The following is a 19,181-nucleotide window of genomic DNA, read 5'->3' as shown; positions in this document are numbered from 1 at the left end:
CGACCACGGCGTCCGAGTACCCAGAAATTCGAGTGCCCAGAGCCCTAGGAGCAATCGTGTCAGCGACCGCACGGCGACGTGAAATCTTCCACCGAATCCTCGCCGACGGATATGTCGATGCGAAGACCCTCTCGGCCGATCTCGGCGTCGACGCGTCCACGATCCGTCGCGACCTCGATTCACTCGCCCGTGAAGGGAAGGTCGAGCGCACGCACGGGGGCGCCCGAGCGGTCGAGGGCGCGGGCCTCGAGGTGCCGTACGCCCTCAAGAAGGACGTACGCCGTGAGGAGAAGGTGGCGATCGCGGCGGTAGCGGCCGCCATGGTGTCCGACGGCGACAGCGTGGTGCTCGACAGTGGATCCACAACCTACGAGGTAGCGGTCGCACTGCGACACAAGGCGTCACTGACGGTCCTCACCAATGACCTGCGTATCGCGAAATACGTTGCGGCATTTCCCGATGTCCGGCTTCTCGTGTCCGGAGGCGAGCTCCTCGGCTCGGTCTACACCCTGGTCGGCGACCATGCCGTGCAGTTCCTCTCGGACTACTCGGCCGACTGGGCGTTCCTCGGTGCCGACGCCGTGCACCCCACTGCCGGCATCACCAACACCAACACGCTGGAGATCCCGATCAAGCGGGCGATGATCCGGTCGGCCGAGAAGACGATCGTCGTGGCGGATCGTTCGAAGTTCGGAGAGCGCGCGCTCGCCCGGGTCGCGAGCCTCGACGAGGTCTCGTGCATCGTCACCGACGGCGGCCTCGACGAGGAGAAGCGGGCAGCCTACGGCGACCGACTCGTGATCGCTTCGAACTCTTGACATACAATCATTCGGTTGTACATTTGGGATGTGAGCGGAGACGACGAGGACCGGGCCGATGTCCTGTTCCACGCGCTCTCCGACCGGACCCGACGAGACATCATGCGACGCGTCCTGGCGGGGGAGCACTCGGTGTCCGCTCTCGCAGCGAACTACGACATGTCCTTCGCCGCAGTACAGAAACACGTCGCCGTGCTGGAGAAGGCCGGTCTGCTCGTGAAGCGACGCAGCGGTCGCGAGCAGTTGGCCAGTGGTGACGTGGCGGCAGTGCGGTCGGTGGCGTCCATGCTCACCGAGATGGAGCAGCTCTGGCGCGGTCGCATCGCGCGCATCGACGAACTCATCGCATCCGAATCCTCCGAGGAAGGCTGAGAAATGCCTGTAACCGACGTCCGGCACGACTCCGACCAGCCGACCCTGACCATCACCGCGGAGTTCGCCGCCCCGGTGTCCCGCATCTGGCAGGTCTACGCCGATCCCCGTCAGCTGGAGAAGATCTGGGGACCCCCGACCTTCCCCGCGACGGTGGTCGACCACAATCTGAAGCCCGGCACCCGTACCACCTACTTCATGACCGGCCCCGATGGTGAGAAGTACGCCGGCTACTGGGATATCACGACCGTCGACGAACCGACGGGCTTCTCGTTCCTGGACGGCTTCGCGGAGCCGGACTTCACCCCGAAACCGGAACTACCCGTCTCACGGTGCGTCTACAGTTTCGAGGAGTTCGAGGGCGGCACGCGCGCAACCTATGTCAGCACCTACGAGAGCGCCGAAGCGCTCCAGCAGGTTCTGGACATGGGCGTGGTCGAGGGCGCCTCGTCCGCCATCAACCAGATCGACGCATTGGTAGCGGAGCAGTAGCACCGAGCCGAACCCCGGTCCGTGCGGAGAAGAAGTACACCTCGTCGGGTTTCGGGATCACGTGGATCTCGGAACCCGACGAGACGGGCACATGCCGATCCCACCGGACGACGATCCTGTCGGCATCTCCGTCCACGGTGTCCTTCGGCACCGCGTACACGAACGACTCGGCACCGAGTTCCTCGACCAGGACCGTCCGTAGCGACCAGGAGTCGGATCGCCACGCCCCCACGGTCGTCCACGATTCCGGACGGACCCCGATCACCACGCGATCGGAATCCACCGAACGCGGAACGCGGATTCGCAGCGCTCCGAGTTCGGCGTACCCGTCGTGTACAGCTGCCTCGACGAGGTTCATCCCCGGCGACCCCACGAACCCGGCGACGAAGGTGTTCACCGGCTCGTCGTACAACTTCCGAGGCGACGCGACCTGCTGAAGGCGGCCGTTCTCCAGGACGGCGACACGATCTCCCATCGTCATCGCCTCGACCTGGTCGTGGGTCACGTACACGGTGGTGGTGCCGAGCGACCGCTGCAACTCGGCGATCTGCGCGCGGGTGCTGACCCGCAGTTTCGCATCGAGATTCGAAAGCGGCTCGTCCATGCAGAACACTGCCGGGTGACGGACGATCGCGCGCCCCATCGCGACACGCTGACGCTGACCACCCGACAGCTTTCCGGGCTTGCGGTCCAGCAGTGATTCCAGTTCGAGCATCCGGGCGGCTTCGAGCACTCGGGCCGTGCGCTCGTCCTTCTTCATCCCCGCGTTCTGCAGAGCGAAAGCCATGTTCTCCGCCACGGTCATGTTCGGGTAGAGCGCATAGTTCTGGAAAACCATCGCGACGTCACGGGCCTTCGGTGGCAGTCCTGTGACGTCACGACCACCGATCTCCACGCGCCCGGAGTCGACCGCCTCGAGACCGGCGAGCATGCGCAGGCTCGTCGACTTGCCGCATCCCGAGGGCCCGACGAGGACGAGGAATTCCCCGTCCTCGATGTCGAGGTCCAGTCGGTCCACGGCAGGACGATCGGCACCGGGATACCGATGGGTGACGTTGCGGAAGGCGATGGCAGCCAATGGTGTTCCTTCTACTTCAGGTTGGGGGTGATCTGCCTGTCGACGACCGCCTGCAGCTGCTGCTGCACGTCGGCGAAGGTCGTTGCGACGTCGGCGTTCTGCAGTGCGATCCGTTCCAGGCCGGTCCCGATGATCTGATCACCACCGGGGACGAACACCCGGGCGTAGTCCTGGGAGCGCGTGACGGCCAGCTGGTCGACCGCGGTCCGTGCGTTGGGGTTGTCCCCGAGGTACTCCTTCATGGCGGGGTTGTCCACCGCGGACTTCCGGACCGGCATGTAACCGATGTTCTGTGAGAAGTACGCGGTGCTGTCGCCGTTGGTGACGAACTCGACGAACTTCAGGGCATTGCGCTTGCGTTCGTCGGAGATACCGGACGGAATCGCCAGACCCGCACCACCGGTGGGGCATCCCGCGACGCCTTCGGGAGCCGGCAGGAAGGCCGTCCCGAATTCGAAGGACGCGTTCTGCGTGATACCCGACAGGTCTCCCGTGGACGCGATCGTGGAGGCGATGAGACCGGCGGAGAAGTCGTTCGCGATATCGGTCGTCACCGCGGCGTACTTCTTGTCGTGGATCATGCGCTTCAGGAATTCACCTGCCGCAATCGTCTTCTCGTCGGTGAACTTCAGGTCCCATCCGTCGGAATAGGCACCACCGAAAGTCCAGATCGGGCCCTCGAAGGTCCATCCGAGGTAATCCTTGGCGTTGCCCCAGCCGTGCGCGAGCCTGCCGTCGCCGACCACCCCCTGGATGCGGGGACCCCACTCGTCGAACTCCTCCCAGGTGTCGGGTCCGCGATCGGGAAGTCCGGCCTGCTGCCACACCTGCTTGTTGTAGTAGAACAGCGGAGTCGACCGCGCGTACGGAAGAGCGAAGTGACTCCCCTCGTAGAGATAGTCCGCGAGCAGGGAATCGACGTAGTCGCCGGTGTCCACTCCCACCTCGCGGAACAGATCGTCGAGCGGGGTGATCGCACCGGTGATCGCATAGTTGAACCACCACACGTCCGACAGCACGACCACGTCGGGCAGGTCGCCGCCGGAGAGCGCGGCGTTGAACTTCTGTGAGACCTCCTCGTAGTTCTTGCCACCGTCGATGAGATCGACCGTGATGCCCGGGTTCGCGTCCTGGAACCGCCGGATCAGCTCCTTCTCCACGTCCTGGGATTTGCCGGGGTGGTTGGACCAGAAGCTGATCCGCGATGCATCGCCGGATACCGATCCCGTTCCCGAAGTCTGGGACGAGCCACCGCCCGTCCCTGCACATGCGGTCAGCGCAGCGCTCGCAGCCACGAGACCGGTCAGCCCGAGGAAACGACGCCTGTCGATGTTCCTGATGTCCATTCCCAGCTCCCTGAGGATTCAGCCCTTGACCGCACCGGAGGTGAGGCCCTTGATCATGTGCTTTTGCAGCACAAGGAAAATCACGAGAATCGGCAGCATCGCGAGCACGGTGCCGGCCATGACCGGACCCCAGTTCGTGACACCGTCGTTGTTCTGGAGTTGTGTCAGCCCGATCGGTAACGGCGCAACGGATGCGTCGTCGGCCATCAGGAACGGCCATAGATACTCGTTCCACTCGTTCACGACGGTGATGAGCGCGAACGCGACCATGGTCGGGCCGGATACGGGGAGGACCACGCGCCACAGCAGCCGGAACGGGCCCGCTCCGTCCATCCGTGCGGCTTCGATGATCTCGGCCGGAATGGACAGGAAATGGTTGCGCATGAGGAACGTTCCGAAGGCCACGCCTGCCAACGGCACGATGATGCCCTGGAAGGTGTTGCGCCAACCCCAGTCCGCGACGAGCGCATAATTGGAGATGACGGTGATCTGGTTCGGCACCATCAGCGCGGCGATGATGCCGAGGAAGACGATGTTCTTGCCGGGGAACCGCAGGAACACGAGACCGAACGCACTGACAACTCCGAGGACGAACTTCACCGTCGCCAGTATCGTCGTGATGACGATCGAGTTGCGCAGGAACAACCCGAACGGCACAGATTCGGTTGCCTCCGTGTAGTTCTGCGGATGGAAGACGCTCGGCCACCAGGTCACCGGCAGCGTGTAGATGTCGGGCCGCTCCTTGAACGATGTCACGACAATCCAATACAAGGGCAGAGCCACCACCAGCAGCACGAGCACCATGGCGACATAGGCCAAAGCCGTGACGGCGCGCTCTCGTCTTCGGTGCGAACGCGTTTCGTCCGCGGGTGCGACCAGGTGCACGACAGACTTCTCCGCGACAGCGGTCACGAGTGACCTCCTCGGTCCATGATGCGCACCTGATAAACGGTCACCGCGAGCAGTACCAGGAACATGATGGTGGCAACGGTGGCGCCGTAGCCGGCACGGAAGTTGCGGAACGACTCGTCGTAGATCTGGTAGACCATCGTGGTCGTGCCGGTCCCCAACGGACCCCCACGAGTCATGACGTTGATGATGTCGAAGACCTGGAACGAATTGAGCAGCACGGTGATCGACAGGAAGTAGGTGGTGGGCCGCAATTGCGGAAGGACGACGCGCCGGAAGCTCGTTCCCCGGGAGGCACCGTCGATGGCAGCGGCTTCGCTCAACTCGGGCCGGAGTCCCTGCAGTGCAGCGAGATAGATGACGAATGTGTAGCCGAGATTCTTCCACATGTACGTCAGGGTCACCATCACCAACGCCCAGTTGGAGTCCTGGTAGAAGTCCGGCGTCGGAATTCCCACCCGGGTCAGGACGTCCTGCACCAGACCGAAGTTCGGATCGAAGACGAACTGGAAGGCGATTCCGACGGCCGCACCGGAGATGACGAACGGTGCGAACAGCGCCGACCGGACGAGATTGCGTCCATGGAGCCTACGGTCCAGAAGCAGTGCGAGCCCGAGTCCCAGTGCCATCGAACCGGCAACGGTCGCCACGGTGAACACGATGGTGTTGCCGACGATTTCCCAACTGTCGGGACGCGTGAACCATTCTCGGTAGTTGGCGAGTCCGACGAAGGTCGAGTTCGGGCTCGCGATGTTCCACTCGAAGAAGGAGAGCCGGATGTTGTCGGCGAGAGGCCGGTAGGTGAACAGGATCAACAGCGCGAGATTGGGCCCGACCAATGCCGCGAAGAGCGCGTAATCGCGCCACGGGCGGTGGCGGAGGCCGCGTTCGTGTTGCGGCAGGGTTCGTTCCGGATTCGGTGACACCGGAGCAGTGTGTGCCGACAGAACGAACCATGGGTTACGAAAGGGCGACGCCCCCTGCTATTCCGGACGAACGTTACGAACCGGAAGCAGGGGGCGTCGGAGATGTGCGTCGGTGTCAGAGATTCCAGTCGCCGAGACCGTCCCAGCCGTTGAGGGTTCCACCGGCCGTGTTCTGCACGATCACCGGATCGCCCTTCTTGGCGTTCTCGTAGAACCACTTGCCGTCCTCGGTGCTCACGTTGAGGCAGCCGTGGCTGACGTTGGTGTTGCCCTGCGCGCCGACCGACCACGGTGCGGCGTGGAGGAAGATGCCGCTGTTGGACATCCGCGTCGCGTACTCGACGTAGGTGCGATATCCCTCGGGGCTGTCGACGGGCACCCCGTAGGTCGACGAGTCCATGTACATGTCGCGGTACTTCTCACCGACGATGTACGTGCCGTTCGGGGTGTCGTGGCCGGGCTTGCCGAAGGACGTCGGCATGGTGCGGACGACCTCGCCGTTGCGGGTGACGGTGATGGTCTTGGTGTTGTTGTCGGCGACCGTCACCAGAGCGTCACCGATGGTGAACGACGACTGAGTGTCGCCGGCCTTCACGGTCACCGCGGTGTTCGCGGGCCAGAACTCGAACGGCTTCCAGCGGACCTGCGTGTTCGACGCCCAGTAGAAGTGCCCGTCGACGGGCGGCTGCGTGGTGATGCGGATGGCGCGTTCGGCGGCTGCACGATCTCCGACGGCCTCGTTGAAGCGGATGATGATCGGCTGCGCGACACCCACCGTCTCCCCGTTCGACGGGTTGACGGACGGAGCGGAGAACGGGGCGGCCGGCTCGGGAGCGAGCTGGGGCGGAAGCTGCGGCGGCGTCACCCCGGGCGGCGTGAGCCCTTCGATCAGCTCTTGGACACTCGGCACCTCGGGCCCACCGGGCCACAGCGGTGCCGCGCTCGCAGGACCGGCGGTGGCCAGTGCCACGGCGGCTGCGCCCACGAGTGCAGCACCGATCCGCGCAGATCGGCGGCCCGTGCGGCGACCGTTCGACAAAGCTCGCTTTTCGAACATTCCACAACCCATCGTTCAGCGGTGCGCCGCGCCTTACTTCCCCTGCGCGGCGTGCTCGTACCCATTCATTAGACACAGGACGGTTACGGACGGGCAATTCGAATGCGGACGGTCTCGGCGTTTTCCCAGTTCAGCGGACCGAGTGGTCTATTACGAATGCGGACGGCCACGGCGCGGGTGAACGGATATCACCCGCGCCGCAGACCCGCGGTCACACCATTTCCGGGACGTCGAGGTGGGCGATGACGAGCTCGAACTCACCGGTATCGAGCACCCTGGCGCCTGCTGCCCGAGTCACCTCGGAGCGGATGTCGTCGACATGTGCTCTGGTGCGGTCCATCGCCTCGGCACTGTCGAACGTCAACGAGGTCACCCCGCGACCACCGGCACGGTCGAGCATCAGGCTGGCGCTGCAGAAACCCTCGAGTTCCTCCATCCGCGGCAGCGCGGCCATCTTCCACATGTCCACACCGCGATCCACCTGCGCGGGATCGATGTCGACCCAGGTGACACTGCAGCAGGACCCACGGGTCGAGTGGTGATCGCGGTGCATGACGGCGATCTCCCAGTTGGCCACGTCCGTGGTGGCATGGAACATCCGGGCCGCCTCGTCCCGGAGCATGCGGGCCATGCCTTCGCTGGAGCGCAACACGTCCTCGTCCCGCCAGGAGCTGGTGGCGATGCATCGGCCCGAGCCGCGGTCGATCAGCAGGGACAGCCCCAGGCAACCGTTCATGTCCGCCAGGGCAGGCATCACGATGTCGCGTACGTGCTTGATCCCGGCGTCGATGTACGACGGATGCGCATGAATTGTGGTGGAGCGTGCAAACACGATCGGCACCCCTCTCCTCAGGGCGGCGCCGACGCGGCGTCGCCGGTCGTTTCGGCGCGACCCCCCACCCGAAACACCCGTGTTCACACTGCTCCCCTACTCGGCCGTAGGCAATAGACGGACAGCGTGCGTCTGTCATCCTCGAAGGGTGGCGGCCTCGAACGGCATCGACCGCATCGGTCCCGGAGACCTGATCGAACTCGTCTCGGACGTGGGACGGGTACCCATGAATGTCGGTGCTGCGATCTTCTTCGCCGGTGAGAACCTGACGAACCCCACGACACTGATGACCGTGCTCGCCGAACGCCTCGTCCGGATTCGACGCCTGCGGCAATGCCTGATCGAGCCGGCCTTCGGACTCGGGCGTCCCTACTGGCTCGACGACGCCCACTTCGACATCGATGCCCACTTCTCCCAGGTGCGGTGCCCCGGTCCCCGCGACAGGGACGCCGCACTGACGCTCGCCGCGGACGCCCTTACCCGGCCGCTGCCCCGATCGCAGCCGTTGTGGCGCGCGCTGCTCGTCACCGACATCGCGGACCCGAACGGGCACACGGCGTTGGTGATGGTGCTGCACCACGTCCTGGCCGACGGGATCGGTGGTCTGTCGATCCTGGCGCATCTCGTCGACGGCACGGACAGCACACCACCCATGCCCGAACAGCGCACTTCAACGCAACCAACCAGACGAGAGTTGTTCTACGACAATGCAATCGGTCACTTGCGGACGCTCCGCCGGGCACCGCGAGCCGTCGCACGTCTTCCTGCAGCATGGACAGAACTCGGGAGGGGCGCCGGCGGACGTGCCCCGCGGTGTTCGTTGAACGCGCCCATCGGGTCTCGTCTGGCGCTCGAGACCGTCGAGGTGGATCTGGACACGCTCCGTCGGGCGGGACGGCAGTGGGACGCAACGATCAACGATGTGCTGCTGGTCGCCGTCGGGGGCGCCCTCGCCACCATCCTGCACAAGCGCGGCGAGTTCCCGTCCGAGCTGATGATCTCGGTGCCGGTCTCCGCCCGCACCGCTGCCACGGGTGGGCAACTGGGCAATCGCGTCGGCGTCATGCCCGTCCGGGTACCGCTGGACGGGACCCCGGAGCACCGGTCGGTATCCGTCTCCCGCACGACCCGACTGCAGAAGGCGAACGTGCGGGGCCTGTCTGCCGAACTACTGGGTCCGGTCTTCCGCGCCCTTGCGGCCGTCGGGGCGTTCCGCCGGTTCGTGGACCGGCAGCGCCGGGTCAACTCGTTCCTGTCCGACCTGCCGGGACCGTCGTCGACGCTCACCGTTGCAGGAGTGCCTGTCGCGTCGATGGTGCCGATGATCGTCACCACGGGCAACGTCGCGGTCGCTTTCGCGGCCCTGTCCTATGCCGGCACGCTGACCGTGGCGGTCGTCGTCGACCCCGATCTCGTCCCCGAACACCGTGACCTCACGGAGGCCCTGCGCGAACAGTTCCGCTCGATCGTCGCCTCCGCACAGTGACTGCCGGCCGCTCCGATATGGCGGTCGGGAACCGAGGAGCGGAGTACCTTGCTGTGCATGTCGGAGGAGATCGCCGAGATCCGTACCCTCGCCGATGCCCGGAAGGTGTTGGCATCGCAACCGTTCAGCGTCCTGATCGGAGCCCGTCTGACCGAGTACGAGCGCGGCCGGGCAGTCCTGGAAATACCGCTCAGGGAGGAACTGCTCCAGCAGTTCGGCTTCGCGCACGGAGGTGTTCTGGCCTACGCGGCCGACAATGCGCTCACGTTCGCCGCAGGCACGGCCCTCGGGCCGTCGATCGTGACGACCGGCATGAGCCTCGACTACCTGCGGCCCGCCGGGGGCGTACTCCTACGCGCGGTCGCCACGATCGTCAGCACCAGTCGCAGGCAGGCACTGTGTCGTTGCGAGATCTACGCCGTCACCGAGGACGGGACGGAGAAGATGTGTGCGGCGGCGCAGGGCAGTGCTCGCCTGATCGATCTGAATCGTTGAGCGGGACAATCTGTTCCACCCTCCTTTCAGAGACCGAAGATCCTCGCCAGTCGCGCATCGGAGTCGTACAGGGCGTCGGTGTCGAAAGTGGATGCGGAGCTGAGCACCTCGTTCGCCCCGGTGGAGGCGAGCAGTTTCTCGAGCCCTTCGGCCACCTGATCCTCGGTGCCGGCCAGCGAACCCTTCGCGGTCTCGTCGACGATGCGGCGGCGCCGCTCGGTCATCGGCTGCCGGCGGATCTCCTCGATCGGGGACAGCGGCGGGAACGCCCCCTCTTCGCGTGAGACGGCCATCGCCCAGGCCTCCGGAAGCTGCAGCTCCCGAGCCTCGGCTTCGGTGTCGGCGATGAGGATGTCCAGGCCGACGACAACATAGGGCTCAGCGCCGGGTGTGGCCGGGCGGAAGTCGGCGCGATAACGGTCGAACGGTTCCGATCCCTGCCGCAGAAGCGGTCCGGCGACGACGACGGGCAGGCCCAGACGCGCCGCCAGCCGCATACCCTGCCCGGTGCCGAGGACGAAGATCGGAGGCGGCTCGGACAGTCGAGGACGCACCGTCACTTCGGCGGTGCCGTGCAGATAACCGCGCAGTTCCTCGATGTCGGCGGCGAAGTCGTCCGCGTCGGCCTTGTGGGTCCGCAGCGCATCGCGCACAGGCGCGGTGAATCCGAGGGAACGACCGACACCCAGATCGATCCGTCCCGGGTGCATCGCTTCGAGCATCGCGAACTGTTCGGCGACGACGATCGGTTGATGGTTGGGCAGCATGACGCCGCCGGATCCCACCCGGATCCGGCTCGTCCGCTCCGCGATCGTGCCGATGAGCAGCGGTGGAGCTCCCGACGCGATGCCTGGGACGGCGTGGTGCTCGGCCACCCAGAAGCGGTGGTAGCCGGCCGCCTCGGCGAGTTCGGCGCGACGCAGGGTCTGCTGCAATGCGGCAGCGTCCGGCTGCCCCTCCCGGGTCCGGGAGCGGTCCAGCAACGACAACGCCACCTGCACGGTCGTCTCAACACCGCGACCGTCCCGGATCTTCCCTGCAGGTCAGGGATCTTCGGGACCCCAAGCGCGTCCGGCTGCGATCCAGTTCCCCGTGGAAGTGGAGTTGCCCGTGCTCCGAGGCCTTCTGCGCCGCGGCGACACCGTGTGCATCGGCGAGGTACAGCAGGAGATCGGCGATCGCGTCTCCGACCGCGACGACCTGGTCGCGGGCATCACCCGCTCGGATCGCCATCTCGGCGAGTACGCGCCCGGTACCGATCGCCCCTGTCACCGCGGCCGGTCGTTGCGGGTGGCCGCCGTGCAGCGACGACACGGGACGACTCCGTGCTCACCCAGCTCCGCCAGGTACAGCGCGTCGCTCCACGGCACGTGCGGAACGCGGTCGAGTCGGGCACGGGAGAGCGGCACCCCGCACAGGGTCTGATTGGTGCCGGGCGTCCATGCGTGGGTGTCGCCGGACGGGTAGCGGGTCCCGTCGGTATCGATCCATCGGCCCGACGCAGCGACCGCCGGGGGGGAGTGCTGAGCCATGGGTCCGGGTTCCCGCCACCGGACGGGATTACTCGATCCGCGACGCTGCGAGCATCTCCTCGATCGAGACGAACTTCAGGCGCGAGCGTCCCGCCGCCGATCCGCGGGCCTTCTCCTGCTTGTCGATCTGCAGCCAGCCCCGGTAATCGATGTGCTCCGGACGCCGCTCGGCCACCAGCGCCGCCAACTTCTCCCGATCGGCGACCGGCTCGGGCAGCTTGCCCTCGACGAAATCGTCGAGGATCTTCTCGACCGTTTCGGCAGAGCACTGCTTGTTGGTGCCGATCACGCCGCTGGGACCACGCTTGATCCAACCGGCGGTGTAGACACCGGGCACCGGTGCTCCGGCCTCGGCGTCGGTCACCCGGCCGCCCTCGTTCGGGATGACCCCGCGCCGCTCGTCGAAGGGCAGACCGGCCGGCGCGGTGCCGCGGTAACCGATCGAACGCAGCACCAATCCCGCCTCGAGGATTTCGGTCTGTCCGGTCGGGCGGGCCTCGAGACGGCCGTCGACCTCGACCAGTTCGTTGCGCTCGAGGGTGATCGATTCGACAACACCGTCGCCGGAGATCTCCACCGGCGAGGCGAGATAGCGCAGCACGACCCGCTTGTTGCCCTCGGTGGGAGTGCGCTGCGCGAAGCCCTCGACCTGCCGCACCTTGAGCGTCAGGCGGGGTTCGACCTCCGGATCGTCGATCAGCGCGCGGCTGACCGGGTCGAGTTCGACCTCGACCGGGTCGACGACCACATCGACACCGGGCAGCGAGCCGAGCGCGAGCAGCTCCGGGTTGGTGTAGGCGGCCTGCGCCGGGCCGCGCCGGCCCACGACCACGACCTCGCGGATGTTCGACTTCCGCAGCGCCTCGAGCGCGTGCTCGGCGATGTCGGTGCGCGCGAGCTCGTCGGGGTCCATCACCAGGGCTCGCGCGACGTCCAGGGCGACGTTGCCGTTGCCGATGATCACCGCGCGTTCGGCCGACAGATCGAAGGTGTGGTCGGCGAAATCAGGGTGTCCGTTGTACCAGGCGACGAACTCGGTCGCGGCGCGGCTGCCCACGAGGTCCTCTCCCGGGATACCCAGCGTGCGGTCGCCTGCGGCACCGACGGCGTAGATCACGGCGTGATGGTGCGCGAGCAGTTCCTCGTGGGTGATGTGGGTGCCGACCTCGACGTTGAAATAGCACTGGGTGTTCTTGTGGCCGATGGCGCTGCGGAAGAGGTCGCCGACTCCCTTGGTGCTCTGATGATCGGGGGCCACACCGGCACGCACGAGCCCGTAGGGGGTAGGCAGGCGGTCGAAGATGTCGACCTGCACCGCCGAGTGCGTCACCAGATCCATCGCGGCATAGCACGCCGCAGGACCCGAGCCGACGATCGCCACCCGCAGCGTGCCCAGCTCGGCGGGCAGCTTGCGGCGCGTGCGCAGCTCGGGCCAGTCCGGTCCGATCGGGTAGCGACGGTAGTACTCGGCGTTGATCTCGAGATACGGCTCCTGCGCCGGCGTGAGTTCGTTGTCGGCGGCGATCGCATCCACCGGGCACTCGTCGACACAGGCCCCGCAGTCGATGCACGTGTCGGGATCAATGTAGAGCATCTCCGTGGTCGCGAAGGGTGCTTCGTCGGGTGTCGGGTGGATGCAGTTGACCGGGCAGACCTCGACACACGAGGCGTCGTTGCAGCACGCCTGGGTGATTACATAAGCCACAGTTGTACCTGCCTACAGTGCCGATTCCGGACAACGAACGGGCCTCAGACTAGTACACGTTCCAGTTTCGGTCGAGAACCACGTTCTCGAAACGAGATCATCGAATTTCCGGCTGTCGAGGTGCCTCAGATGTCCGTTTCGGCGCTCGATTCGATGCGGAAACCGATTTTGAGAGTGACCTGCGTGTGGGCCACCCGGCCGTCGTCGATGTGGCCCCGGATGTTGACCGTCTCGAACCACTCGAGATGCCGCGTGGTCTCCGCTGCTCGCGCCACCGCTTTCGCGATCGCGTCGTCGACTCCCGTCGTCGACGATCCGACGACCTCGATCACCCGGTAGACATGGCTCATGGCTGAACTCCTCGAATCGACGATGCTCCGATTCGGATCGTCCCGCCCTCGAGGGACCCCCGTCCCCGGAACCACGAAAATGACAGAAAGATTCAGGCACGACGCGCGAGCGACCGGGCGAGTTCGCCCAGCCGCGCCAGACGCAGGTCCCCGAGCGGGATCGCGCCGGCACCGAGCCGGTTGGTGACGAAGGCGAGCGACAGACCGGTGTCGAGATCAGCGTACGCCCCCGAGCCACCCACTCCGTAGTGCCCGAGCGCACCACGCGGACGCTGGATGCTCGCGAAGATGGGCTGGTGGTAGCCGAGCCGCCACGCCATCGGCACACCGAGCACGTAGTCCCGGCTGCGCACCCGCACGCGCGACATCTCGTCGATCGTGGTGGCGTCGAGGAACTTCACGCCGTCGATCGTCCCGCCGGCGGCTATCGCCCCGTACATACGCGCGAGCGAGCGGGCGGTGAACACACCGTTCCAGCCCGGCATCACCGAGTCGTGCACGGCCGGGTCGCCGACGAGCCTGTCGAAGCCGTCGGGCATCGCGGCCTCGGCGAGACCGCGGGTCGGTTCGAGTCGCGACAGGACCGCGGCGCTCGCACCCCAGTGCAGGCCGACCGGGGCGAGCCGCGGGAAGAGCTTCGCGATACGGCCCCGTTCGTCATGAGGCACGCGGTACCAGAAATCGGGATCGCCGAGGGGCCGGGCGATCTCCTGCTCCACGACCTCCACGAAGGGCAGACCGGTCACCCGCTGCACGAGTTCGGCGACGAGCCATCCGTAGGTGACGGCGTGGTAGCCCGAGCCGCGTCGCCGCCGTCGATCCGGTGCCGCCTGCTCGAGTGCCGCGACGGTCGTCTCGTAGTCGAGGATCCCGCGCGTCCCCGGAACCAGACCGCGCACCCGGTGCAGGCCGGATCGGTGGGTCATGACGTCCGCGACGGTGATGTCATCTTTGCCGTTCGCGGCGAACTCCGGCCAGTACTGCGCAACGGGCGCGAAGTAGTCGATCACTCCGCGCTCGGCCAGACGGTGCACGACGGTCGACGCCACGCCCTTGCCGGTCGAGAACGACAACGCCATGGTGTCGCGGCTCCACCGCTTGTCGGGGGCCGACCAGCCGGACCAGATGTCGAGGACCTTCTCACCGTGGAGATAGGCGGTGAGTGCGCCGCCGCCGTCCCGGGGCCGCTTGTACAGCGAGAAGAACGCGTCGGCCAGCCGCAGGAATCGCGCATCGACGACCATCTCGGTCGGCGCCGCCGGGCCCGGCCGGGCGTCGATCCGCCCCGGGACGTGCACCGGTGCGAACGACGCTGTCGCCCCGGCAGGTTCGAAGACTGCTCCGGTCGTCATCGCGACACCTCCATCGGCATGTGCGACAGGCTACGACGACACGGAACGTAAAGGAAGGGTTTACGTACAGTCTGTCTGTCGAGGATCCCGGCGAGACGCGCCGAATCTACGGCAGGGGCGACGGCGGCGTCTGCGCGCCAGGAGTGAAGTACCGGAAGTCGCCCAGCACGACACACCCGCGTGCGGCCTCGAGTTCGAACGCGGCCGCCGCCGTGCCCTCGCACAACACCGGATCGTCGGCGTCGCCCACATAGGCCTGCGACTGCGGACCCGCGGCGACGACCGCCGTGCCCGGACTTTCGAGCACACCGAGCGCCAGGGCCTCCTCCCCCACGCCGATCGCGAACAGCCGTCCCGACGTGCTTTCCCCGGCGCCGACACCGCCGTCGAATCCGGCGGCCACCACCTGTGCGGCACTGCGGGCATCGGCGAATCCCACGCCCCGCTCGGCATAGCTCCACGCCTCGGCGGTGCCGTCGGTGGACGCACCACACGCTTCGCCCCCGTCGATCTGCACGATCTCGGCCGGGGCACCCGGCGGTGCCGTGCACGTCGTGGCCGCGGACGCGGTCTGAGGAATGAGGAAACCGACCCCGATGGCGGCAGCGAATACTGCCCCGACGCCGAGAACCCGACCGGACGCCCACGAGCGAATCACGACATCGACCCTTCCGAACCTCGAGTGACTGTTCTCTCGGACAGTTTATGGACTCGCACCTCGGGAGGACTCATACTCGAGGTCACGACAGGGACGCGATTCCCCGAACGTTCCGGTTCACGTGTCCTTTGCCCGGTCGGTGTCGCGGGACGGTTGGACGCGCTTCGGCTCCCCCGGCATCTTCGGGTGATTCGGCGGATACGGCAGGTCGCCGATACCGTTCGCCTCGTCCCGTTCGGCCATCTCGAGCAGAACGTCCAGCGAGTGCGCATGCGCATCGAGATCCGCCATCGGATCGCCGCGCTTCGCCAGCAGATCCGGCACCGTGGCGATCGTGAAGTCGTCAGGTTCGGCGTCGACCAGCTCGTCCCAGGTCAGCGGAGTCGAGACGGTCGCGATCGGGGTGCGACGGACCGAGTAGGCCGAGGCGATCGTCTTGTCGCGCGCGTTCTGGTTGTAGTCGAGGAAGAGCCGCTCTCCGCGCTCCTCCTTCCACCACGCCGTCGTCGCCCGCCCGTCGCTGCGCCGCTCGATCTCACGCATGAGCGCGATCCCCGCACGACGGACTCCGACGAAATCCCATTCGGGCACGATCCGCAGATAGATGTGGAGTCCCCGCCCACCGGACGTCTTGGGATATCCGGCGAGTCCCAGTTCGTCGAGAAGCGGGCGCACGACCTCCAGCGCCACGGCCCGCGCGTCGCCGAAATCGGTTCCCGGTTGCGGGTCGAGGTCGATGCGCAATTCGTCGGGACGGTCGGTGTCGCCGCAGCGCACCGGCCACGGATGGAAGGTCACGCACCCGAGATTGGCCGCCCACACCACGTCGGCAGCCGAACACACACGCAGCGCATCGGCGGTACGCCCCGACGGGAACGTGATCTCGCAGGTCGCCACGTGGTCGGGTCGCTTGACCGGTGCCCGCTTCTGATAGATCTCCTCCCCCTCGATGCCGTCGGGAAAGCGCTGCAGATGCGTCGGCCGATCGCGCAGAGCCGTCAGGATCGGTGCGTCGAACTCGGTGGCGACCCTGCGGTAGTACTCCACGAGGTGCCGCTTCGTGCCACCCGCGGCGCCGAGCTGCGGGAAGTAGATCTTGTCGGGGTTCGACAACCGCACGGGCGTGCCGTCGACGTCCAACTCCTCCGCGGGCGAACGCTTCGTGGCCATATCAGTCCTCCGTCCGGTCGAGCACATCCGACAGGTCGTAGCGCACCGGCACCTCCAGCTGGTCGAACGTGCAGCTCTCGGGGTCACGGTCGGGACGCCACCGCAGGAACTTCGCTGCGTGCCGGAACCGCATCCCCGCTCCCGACACACCTTCCATCTGGTCGTACGCGACCTCCACGACACGTTCGGGACGCAACGGCACCCAGCTGCGGTCCACCGCCGAACGCCACCGCGTCGGTTCACCCTGCTCGACGACGTCGTCCCCGAGTCGCAGCGGTTGCAGTTCGGCGAGCAGTTCCTCGCGCCGCTCCCGCGTGAACGCCGAGGCTCCGCCGACCATCGCGAGTTCGCCGTCGTGATAGAGCCCGAGCAGCAACGACCCGATGCCCTCGACGCTCTTGTGCATGCGGTAGCCCATGAGGACGCAGTCGGCGGTGCGGGCATGTTTGAGCTTGAGCATCTCCCGCTTGTCGGGCACATAGAGCCCGTCGAGTCGCTTGGCGATCACGCCGTCGAGGCCGGCCCCTTCGAACTCCTCGAACCAGCGGCGGGCGGTATCGGTGTCGGTCGTGGCCACCGTGACATGACAGCTCTTACCCCCGCCGATCTCGGACCGCAGCCGCGCGCGCCGCTCCGCGAACGGGGTCTCCATGAGATTCTCGTCGGCGAGAGCGAGCAGATCGAAACCGACGAACACGGCCGGTGTCTGCTCGGCGAGCATCGTGACCCGGCTGGCGGCCGGATGGATCCGCTCGGACAGCGCCTGCCAGTCGAGTCGGGTGCGGCCGTCGTGTTCGCGCGGGACGACGATCTCCCCGTCGACCACGCACCTGCGGGGCAGTTCGGCGCGCGCGGCGTCGGCGAGTTCCGGGAAGTAGCGCACGAGGTCCTTGCCTCCGCGCGAGCCGAGAACCACCTCGTCACCGTCGCGGAAGACGATCGCCCGGAACCCGTCCCATTTGGGTTCGTAGGACCACTCGTCGGGACCGTCTTCGGGTTGGGAGGGGACGGTGGAGGAGACCTTGGCGAGCATCGGGGCGAGCGGCGGCACCACAGGCAGGTCCATGCGGCACATCGTTCCACCCTGTACGGGTACCGGCAGCACTTCCGTAGGCTCTTCGACCATGAACATTCTCCGAGGGGCGGCCGGTGCCGCGATGGCGTTGGCGGCAGCAGGGGTGCTCGGAGGATGCGCGACCCAGGTCGAAGGGCAGGCCGTGCCCGCCGCGAACGCCCTGGACACGTCCACGGCGCCGTCCTTCTCCCTACCCACCACGACCCCGTCGGCGTCGTCGTCGACCGAGTTGAGCGTCGACGTCGCAGCCGGCGAATGCGTCGCGCTCGGCGGCACGGTCGACGACGCGACCATCGACTACGCGGTGTGCGGCAGCCCGAGCTCGAATTACAAGGTCGTCGACGTCGTCGATGCCAGTGCCATGTGCCCCGGCGACATCGACCAGACCTACTACGAGTCCTTCGGCGGCATCGAGGTCGGCGCGTTGTGTCTCGACATCGACTGGGTGGTGGGCGACTGCATCGACCTCGGCGGCGAGGATCCGCAGCGCATCGACTGCGGTGAGCCCGCGGTCCAGGGCGAGGAGGTCACCGAGATCCTGCTCGACACCTCCGACGTGAACGACTGCTCCACGTCCGAGGGGGGGTTCGTGTACCGGGAACGCAACTTCGTGGTCTGCACCGACACCATCTGAGGTTCTCTCCTTGTGCGGATGCCCGTCGCGGCCGCGACGGAGCATGTCGGTGCCTCCCGCAACAATGCGTTCGACAGATCATCATCCGACGGACGCGAGGACGGAACATGACGCACTGGCCGGACAGACCGATCTGCGCGTTCGATCTCGAGACCACCGACCGGGATCCCCGCAACGCCCGCATCGTCACGGCATGCGTCGCGACCTTCGACGGCGACCGCATCGACACACGCTCGTGGCTGCTCGACCCGGGTATCGCGATACCCGAGGAGACCACCGCGATCCACGGCATCACCACCGCCCACGCCCGCGCCGAAGGACTCGACTATCTCGAGGGATACAAGCAGATCCGGCAGGCCGTGAGCGACGCGTGGGCGCGCGGCCACATCGTCGTCGCATTCAACGCCAGCTACGACCTGACGGTCCTCGACGCCGAAGGACGCCGGCTCGGCCTGACGGGGCTCGACATCGGCACGGTCGTCGACCCGTACGTCATCGACCGGGAGATGGACCGCAGCCGGCCCGGCAGGCGCACACTGCAGGCGGTGTGCGAGGCGTACGGGGTGTCGCTGCCGAATCCGCACGAGGCCGAGGCCGACGCGCTCGCCGCCGGCCACCTGACCCGCGCGCTCGTGGCGAGATTCCCCGAGCTCGCCGAACTCGACATCATGGCCGATCAGGCCGCCTGGCACGCCGAACGGCAACGCAGCTTTGCCGAGTACCTGCGCGGGCTGGGTCGCGAGGTCGTCGACGTCGACGACAGCTGGCCCGTCCGGCTCCCCACGCCGGTGGGTACCGATGTCCTCGAGCGTCCCGCGACCGAGACGAAGTTCCGGCGCGCGCTGAGCGCAATCCGCGAGTTCTTCCGGCGACTGCGCCGCCGCTGATCAGGAG

General features: G+C 66.8%; 22 protein-coding genes. 7 read left to right on the top strand and 15 right to left on the bottom strand.

Going from position 1 to position 19,181, the window contains the following annotated elements; genetic code table 11:
• Nucleotides 1-56 precede the first annotated feature (56 nt).
• Genes BLV31_RS05840 through BLV31_RS05830 form a run of 3 tightly spaced genes read left to right on the top strand, consistent with a single transcriptional unit; the run spans nucleotide 57 to nucleotide 1,682 of the window.
• Complete coding sequence (locus BLV31_RS05840) at nucleotides 57-818, top strand: DeoR/GlpR family DNA-binding transcription regulator (protein ID WP_064060819.1); 762 nt, start codon at nucleotides 57-59, stop codon at nucleotides 816-818.
• Between the two features lie 30 nt (nucleotides 819-848).
• Nucleotides 849-1,190: an ArsR/SmtB family transcription factor gene (locus tag BLV31_RS05835; RefSeq protein ID WP_064060868.1), complete on the top strand. Its 342-nt coding sequence runs from the start codon at nucleotides 849-851 to the stop codon at nucleotides 1,188-1,190.
• A gap of 3 nt (nucleotides 1,191-1,193) precedes the next feature.
• Complete coding sequence (locus BLV31_RS05830; RefSeq protein WP_024102123.1) at nucleotides 1,194-1,682, top strand: SRPBCC family protein; 489 nt, start codon at nucleotides 1,194-1,196, stop codon at nucleotides 1,680-1,682.
• On the opposite strand, the gene BLV31_RS05825 is transcribed toward BLV31_RS05830, so the two are convergent.
• The 6 genes from BLV31_RS05825 to BLV31_RS05800 all read right to left on the bottom strand — a co-directional run bounded on the left by BLV31_RS05825 (nucleotide 1,648) and on the right by BLV31_RS05800 (nucleotide 7,839).
• Nucleotides 1,648-2,760, bottom strand: a complete 1,113-nt coding sequence (locus BLV31_RS05825) for an ABC transporter ATP-binding protein (protein ID WP_006553670.1) — start codon at nucleotides 2,758-2,760, stop codon at nucleotides 1,648-1,650. The genes BLV31_RS05830 and BLV31_RS05825 overlap by 35 nt on opposite strands.
• 11 nt (nucleotides 2,761-2,771) lie before the next feature.
• Nucleotides 2,772-4,106: an ABC transporter substrate-binding protein gene (locus tag BLV31_RS05820; RefSeq protein WP_081263424.1), complete on the bottom strand. Its 1,335-nt coding sequence runs from the start codon at nucleotides 4,104-4,106 to the stop codon at nucleotides 2,772-2,774.
• 18 nt (nucleotides 4,107-4,124) lie between these two features.
• Nucleotides 4,125-5,018 (bottom strand): carbohydrate ABC transporter permease, encoded by an 894-nt coding sequence (locus BLV31_RS05815; protein ID WP_039585281.1) that lies wholly within the window; start codon nucleotides 5,016-5,018, stop codon nucleotides 4,125-4,127.
• The gene (locus BLV31_RS05810; protein WP_064060820.1) at nucleotides 5,015-5,941 is read right to left on the bottom strand and encodes a carbohydrate ABC transporter permease; all 927 of its coding nucleotides are present in this window, start codon (nucleotides 5,939-5,941) and stop codon (nucleotides 5,015-5,017) included. Before BLV31_RS05810 ends, BLV31_RS05815 begins: the two co-directional genes overlap by 4 nt.
• Before the next feature lie 115 nt (nucleotides 5,942-6,056).
• Nucleotides 6,057-6,998 (bottom strand): L,D-transpeptidase, encoded by a 942-nt coding sequence (locus BLV31_RS05805; protein WP_006553674.1) that lies wholly within the window; start codon nucleotides 6,996-6,998, stop codon nucleotides 6,057-6,059.
• A 211-nt stretch (nucleotides 6,999-7,209) separates the two neighbouring features.
• The gene (locus BLV31_RS05800; protein WP_064060821.1) at nucleotides 7,210-7,839 is read right to left on the bottom strand and encodes a hypothetical protein; all 630 of its coding nucleotides are present in this window, start codon (nucleotides 7,837-7,839) and stop codon (nucleotides 7,210-7,212) included.
• A gap of 139 nt (nucleotides 7,840-7,978) precedes the next feature.
• Between BLV31_RS05800 and BLV31_RS05795 the strand changes: the two genes are divergently transcribed.
• On the top strand, nucleotides 7,979-9,316 hold the full coding sequence (locus BLV31_RS05795; RefSeq protein WP_064060822.1) for a wax ester/triacylglycerol synthase domain-containing protein: 1,338 nt from the start codon (nucleotides 7,979-7,981) through the stop codon (nucleotides 9,314-9,316).
• 57 nt (nucleotides 9,317-9,373) lie between these two features.
• Complete coding sequence (locus BLV31_RS05790) at nucleotides 9,374-9,811, top strand: PaaI family thioesterase (protein ID WP_019290802.1); 438 nt, start codon at nucleotides 9,374-9,376, stop codon at nucleotides 9,809-9,811.
• A 26-nt stretch (nucleotides 9,812-9,837) separates the two neighbouring features.
• Here BLV31_RS05790 and BLV31_RS05785 read toward each other — a convergent pair whose 3' ends face one another.
• The 9 genes from BLV31_RS05785 to BLV31_RS05745 all read right to left on the bottom strand — a co-directional run bounded on the left by BLV31_RS05785 (nucleotide 9,838) and on the right by BLV31_RS05745 (nucleotide 17,644).
• On the bottom strand, nucleotides 9,838-10,806 hold the full coding sequence (locus tag BLV31_RS05785) for an MsnO8 family LLM class oxidoreductase (RefSeq protein ID WP_064060870.1): 969 nt from the start codon (nucleotides 10,804-10,806) through the stop codon (nucleotides 9,838-9,840).
• 13 nt (nucleotides 10,807-10,819) lie between these two features.
• Nucleotides 10,820-11,125: a hypothetical protein gene (locus BLV31_RS05780; protein WP_235367110.1), complete on the bottom strand. Its 306-nt coding sequence runs from the start codon at nucleotides 11,123-11,125 to the stop codon at nucleotides 10,820-10,822.
• Nucleotides 11,080-11,343, bottom strand: coding sequence for a hypothetical protein (locus BLV31_RS05775; RefSeq protein WP_039585283.1), 264 nt, complete (start codon nucleotides 11,341-11,343; stop codon nucleotides 11,080-11,082). Before BLV31_RS05775 ends, BLV31_RS05780 begins: the two co-directional genes overlap by 46 nt.
• Before the next feature lie 28 nt (nucleotides 11,344-11,371).
• Nucleotides 11,372-13,048, bottom strand: a complete 1,677-nt coding sequence (locus BLV31_RS05770; protein WP_039585286.1) for an FAD-dependent oxidoreductase — start codon at nucleotides 13,046-13,048, stop codon at nucleotides 11,372-11,374.
• Between the two features lie 125 nt (nucleotides 13,049-13,173).
• Nucleotides 13,174-13,398, bottom strand: a complete 225-nt coding sequence (locus BLV31_RS05765) for a dodecin (protein WP_006553682.1) — start codon at nucleotides 13,396-13,398, stop codon at nucleotides 13,174-13,176.
• Nucleotides 13,399-13,490: 92 nt separating this feature from the next.
• On the bottom strand, nucleotides 13,491-14,750 hold the full coding sequence (locus BLV31_RS05760; protein WP_006553683.1) for a serine hydrolase domain-containing protein: 1,260 nt from the start codon (nucleotides 14,748-14,750) through the stop codon (nucleotides 13,491-13,493).
• Between the two features lie 106 nt (nucleotides 14,751-14,856).
• A complete protein-coding gene (locus BLV31_RS05755; RefSeq protein WP_006553684.1) occupies nucleotides 14,857-15,408 on the bottom strand; it encodes a DUF6764 family protein in 552 nt (183 codons plus the stop codon).
• A gap of 117 nt (nucleotides 15,409-15,525) precedes the next feature.
• Nucleotides 15,526-16,578, bottom strand: coding sequence for a DNA polymerase domain-containing protein (locus tag BLV31_RS05750; RefSeq protein ID WP_039585290.1), 1,053 nt, complete (start codon nucleotides 16,576-16,578; stop codon nucleotides 15,526-15,528).
• Between the two features lies 1 nt (nucleotide 16,579).
• Nucleotides 16,580-17,644: an ATP-dependent DNA ligase gene (locus BLV31_RS05745; protein WP_006553685.1), complete on the bottom strand. Its 1,065-nt coding sequence runs from the start codon at nucleotides 17,642-17,644 to the stop codon at nucleotides 16,580-16,582.
• 58 nt (nucleotides 17,645-17,702) lie between these two features.
• On the opposite strand from BLV31_RS05745, the gene lppU reads away from it, so the two are divergent.
• The gene (gene lppU, locus BLV31_RS05740; protein WP_039585292.1) at nucleotides 17,703-18,287 is read left to right on the top strand and encodes an LppU family putative lipoprotein; all 585 of its coding nucleotides are present in this window, start codon (nucleotides 17,703-17,705) and stop codon (nucleotides 18,285-18,287) included.
• Nucleotides 18,288-18,394: 107 nt separating this feature from the next.
• Nucleotides 18,395-19,174 (top strand): 3'-5' exonuclease, encoded by a 780-nt coding sequence (locus BLV31_RS05735; protein ID WP_039585293.1) that lies wholly within the window; start codon nucleotides 18,395-18,397, stop codon nucleotides 19,172-19,174.
• Nucleotides 19,175-19,181 lie beyond the last annotated feature (7 nt).

Origin of the sequence: Rhodococcus pyridinivorans (genome assembly GCF_900105195.1) — a bacterium.
GTDB classification, from domain to species: domain Bacteria; phylum Actinomycetota; class Actinomycetes; order Mycobacteriales; family Mycobacteriaceae; genus Rhodococcus; species Rhodococcus pyridinivorans.
The sequence above is the reverse complement of the archived record's forward strand: the minus strand, read 5'-3'. Positions and strand labels throughout refer to the sequence as shown.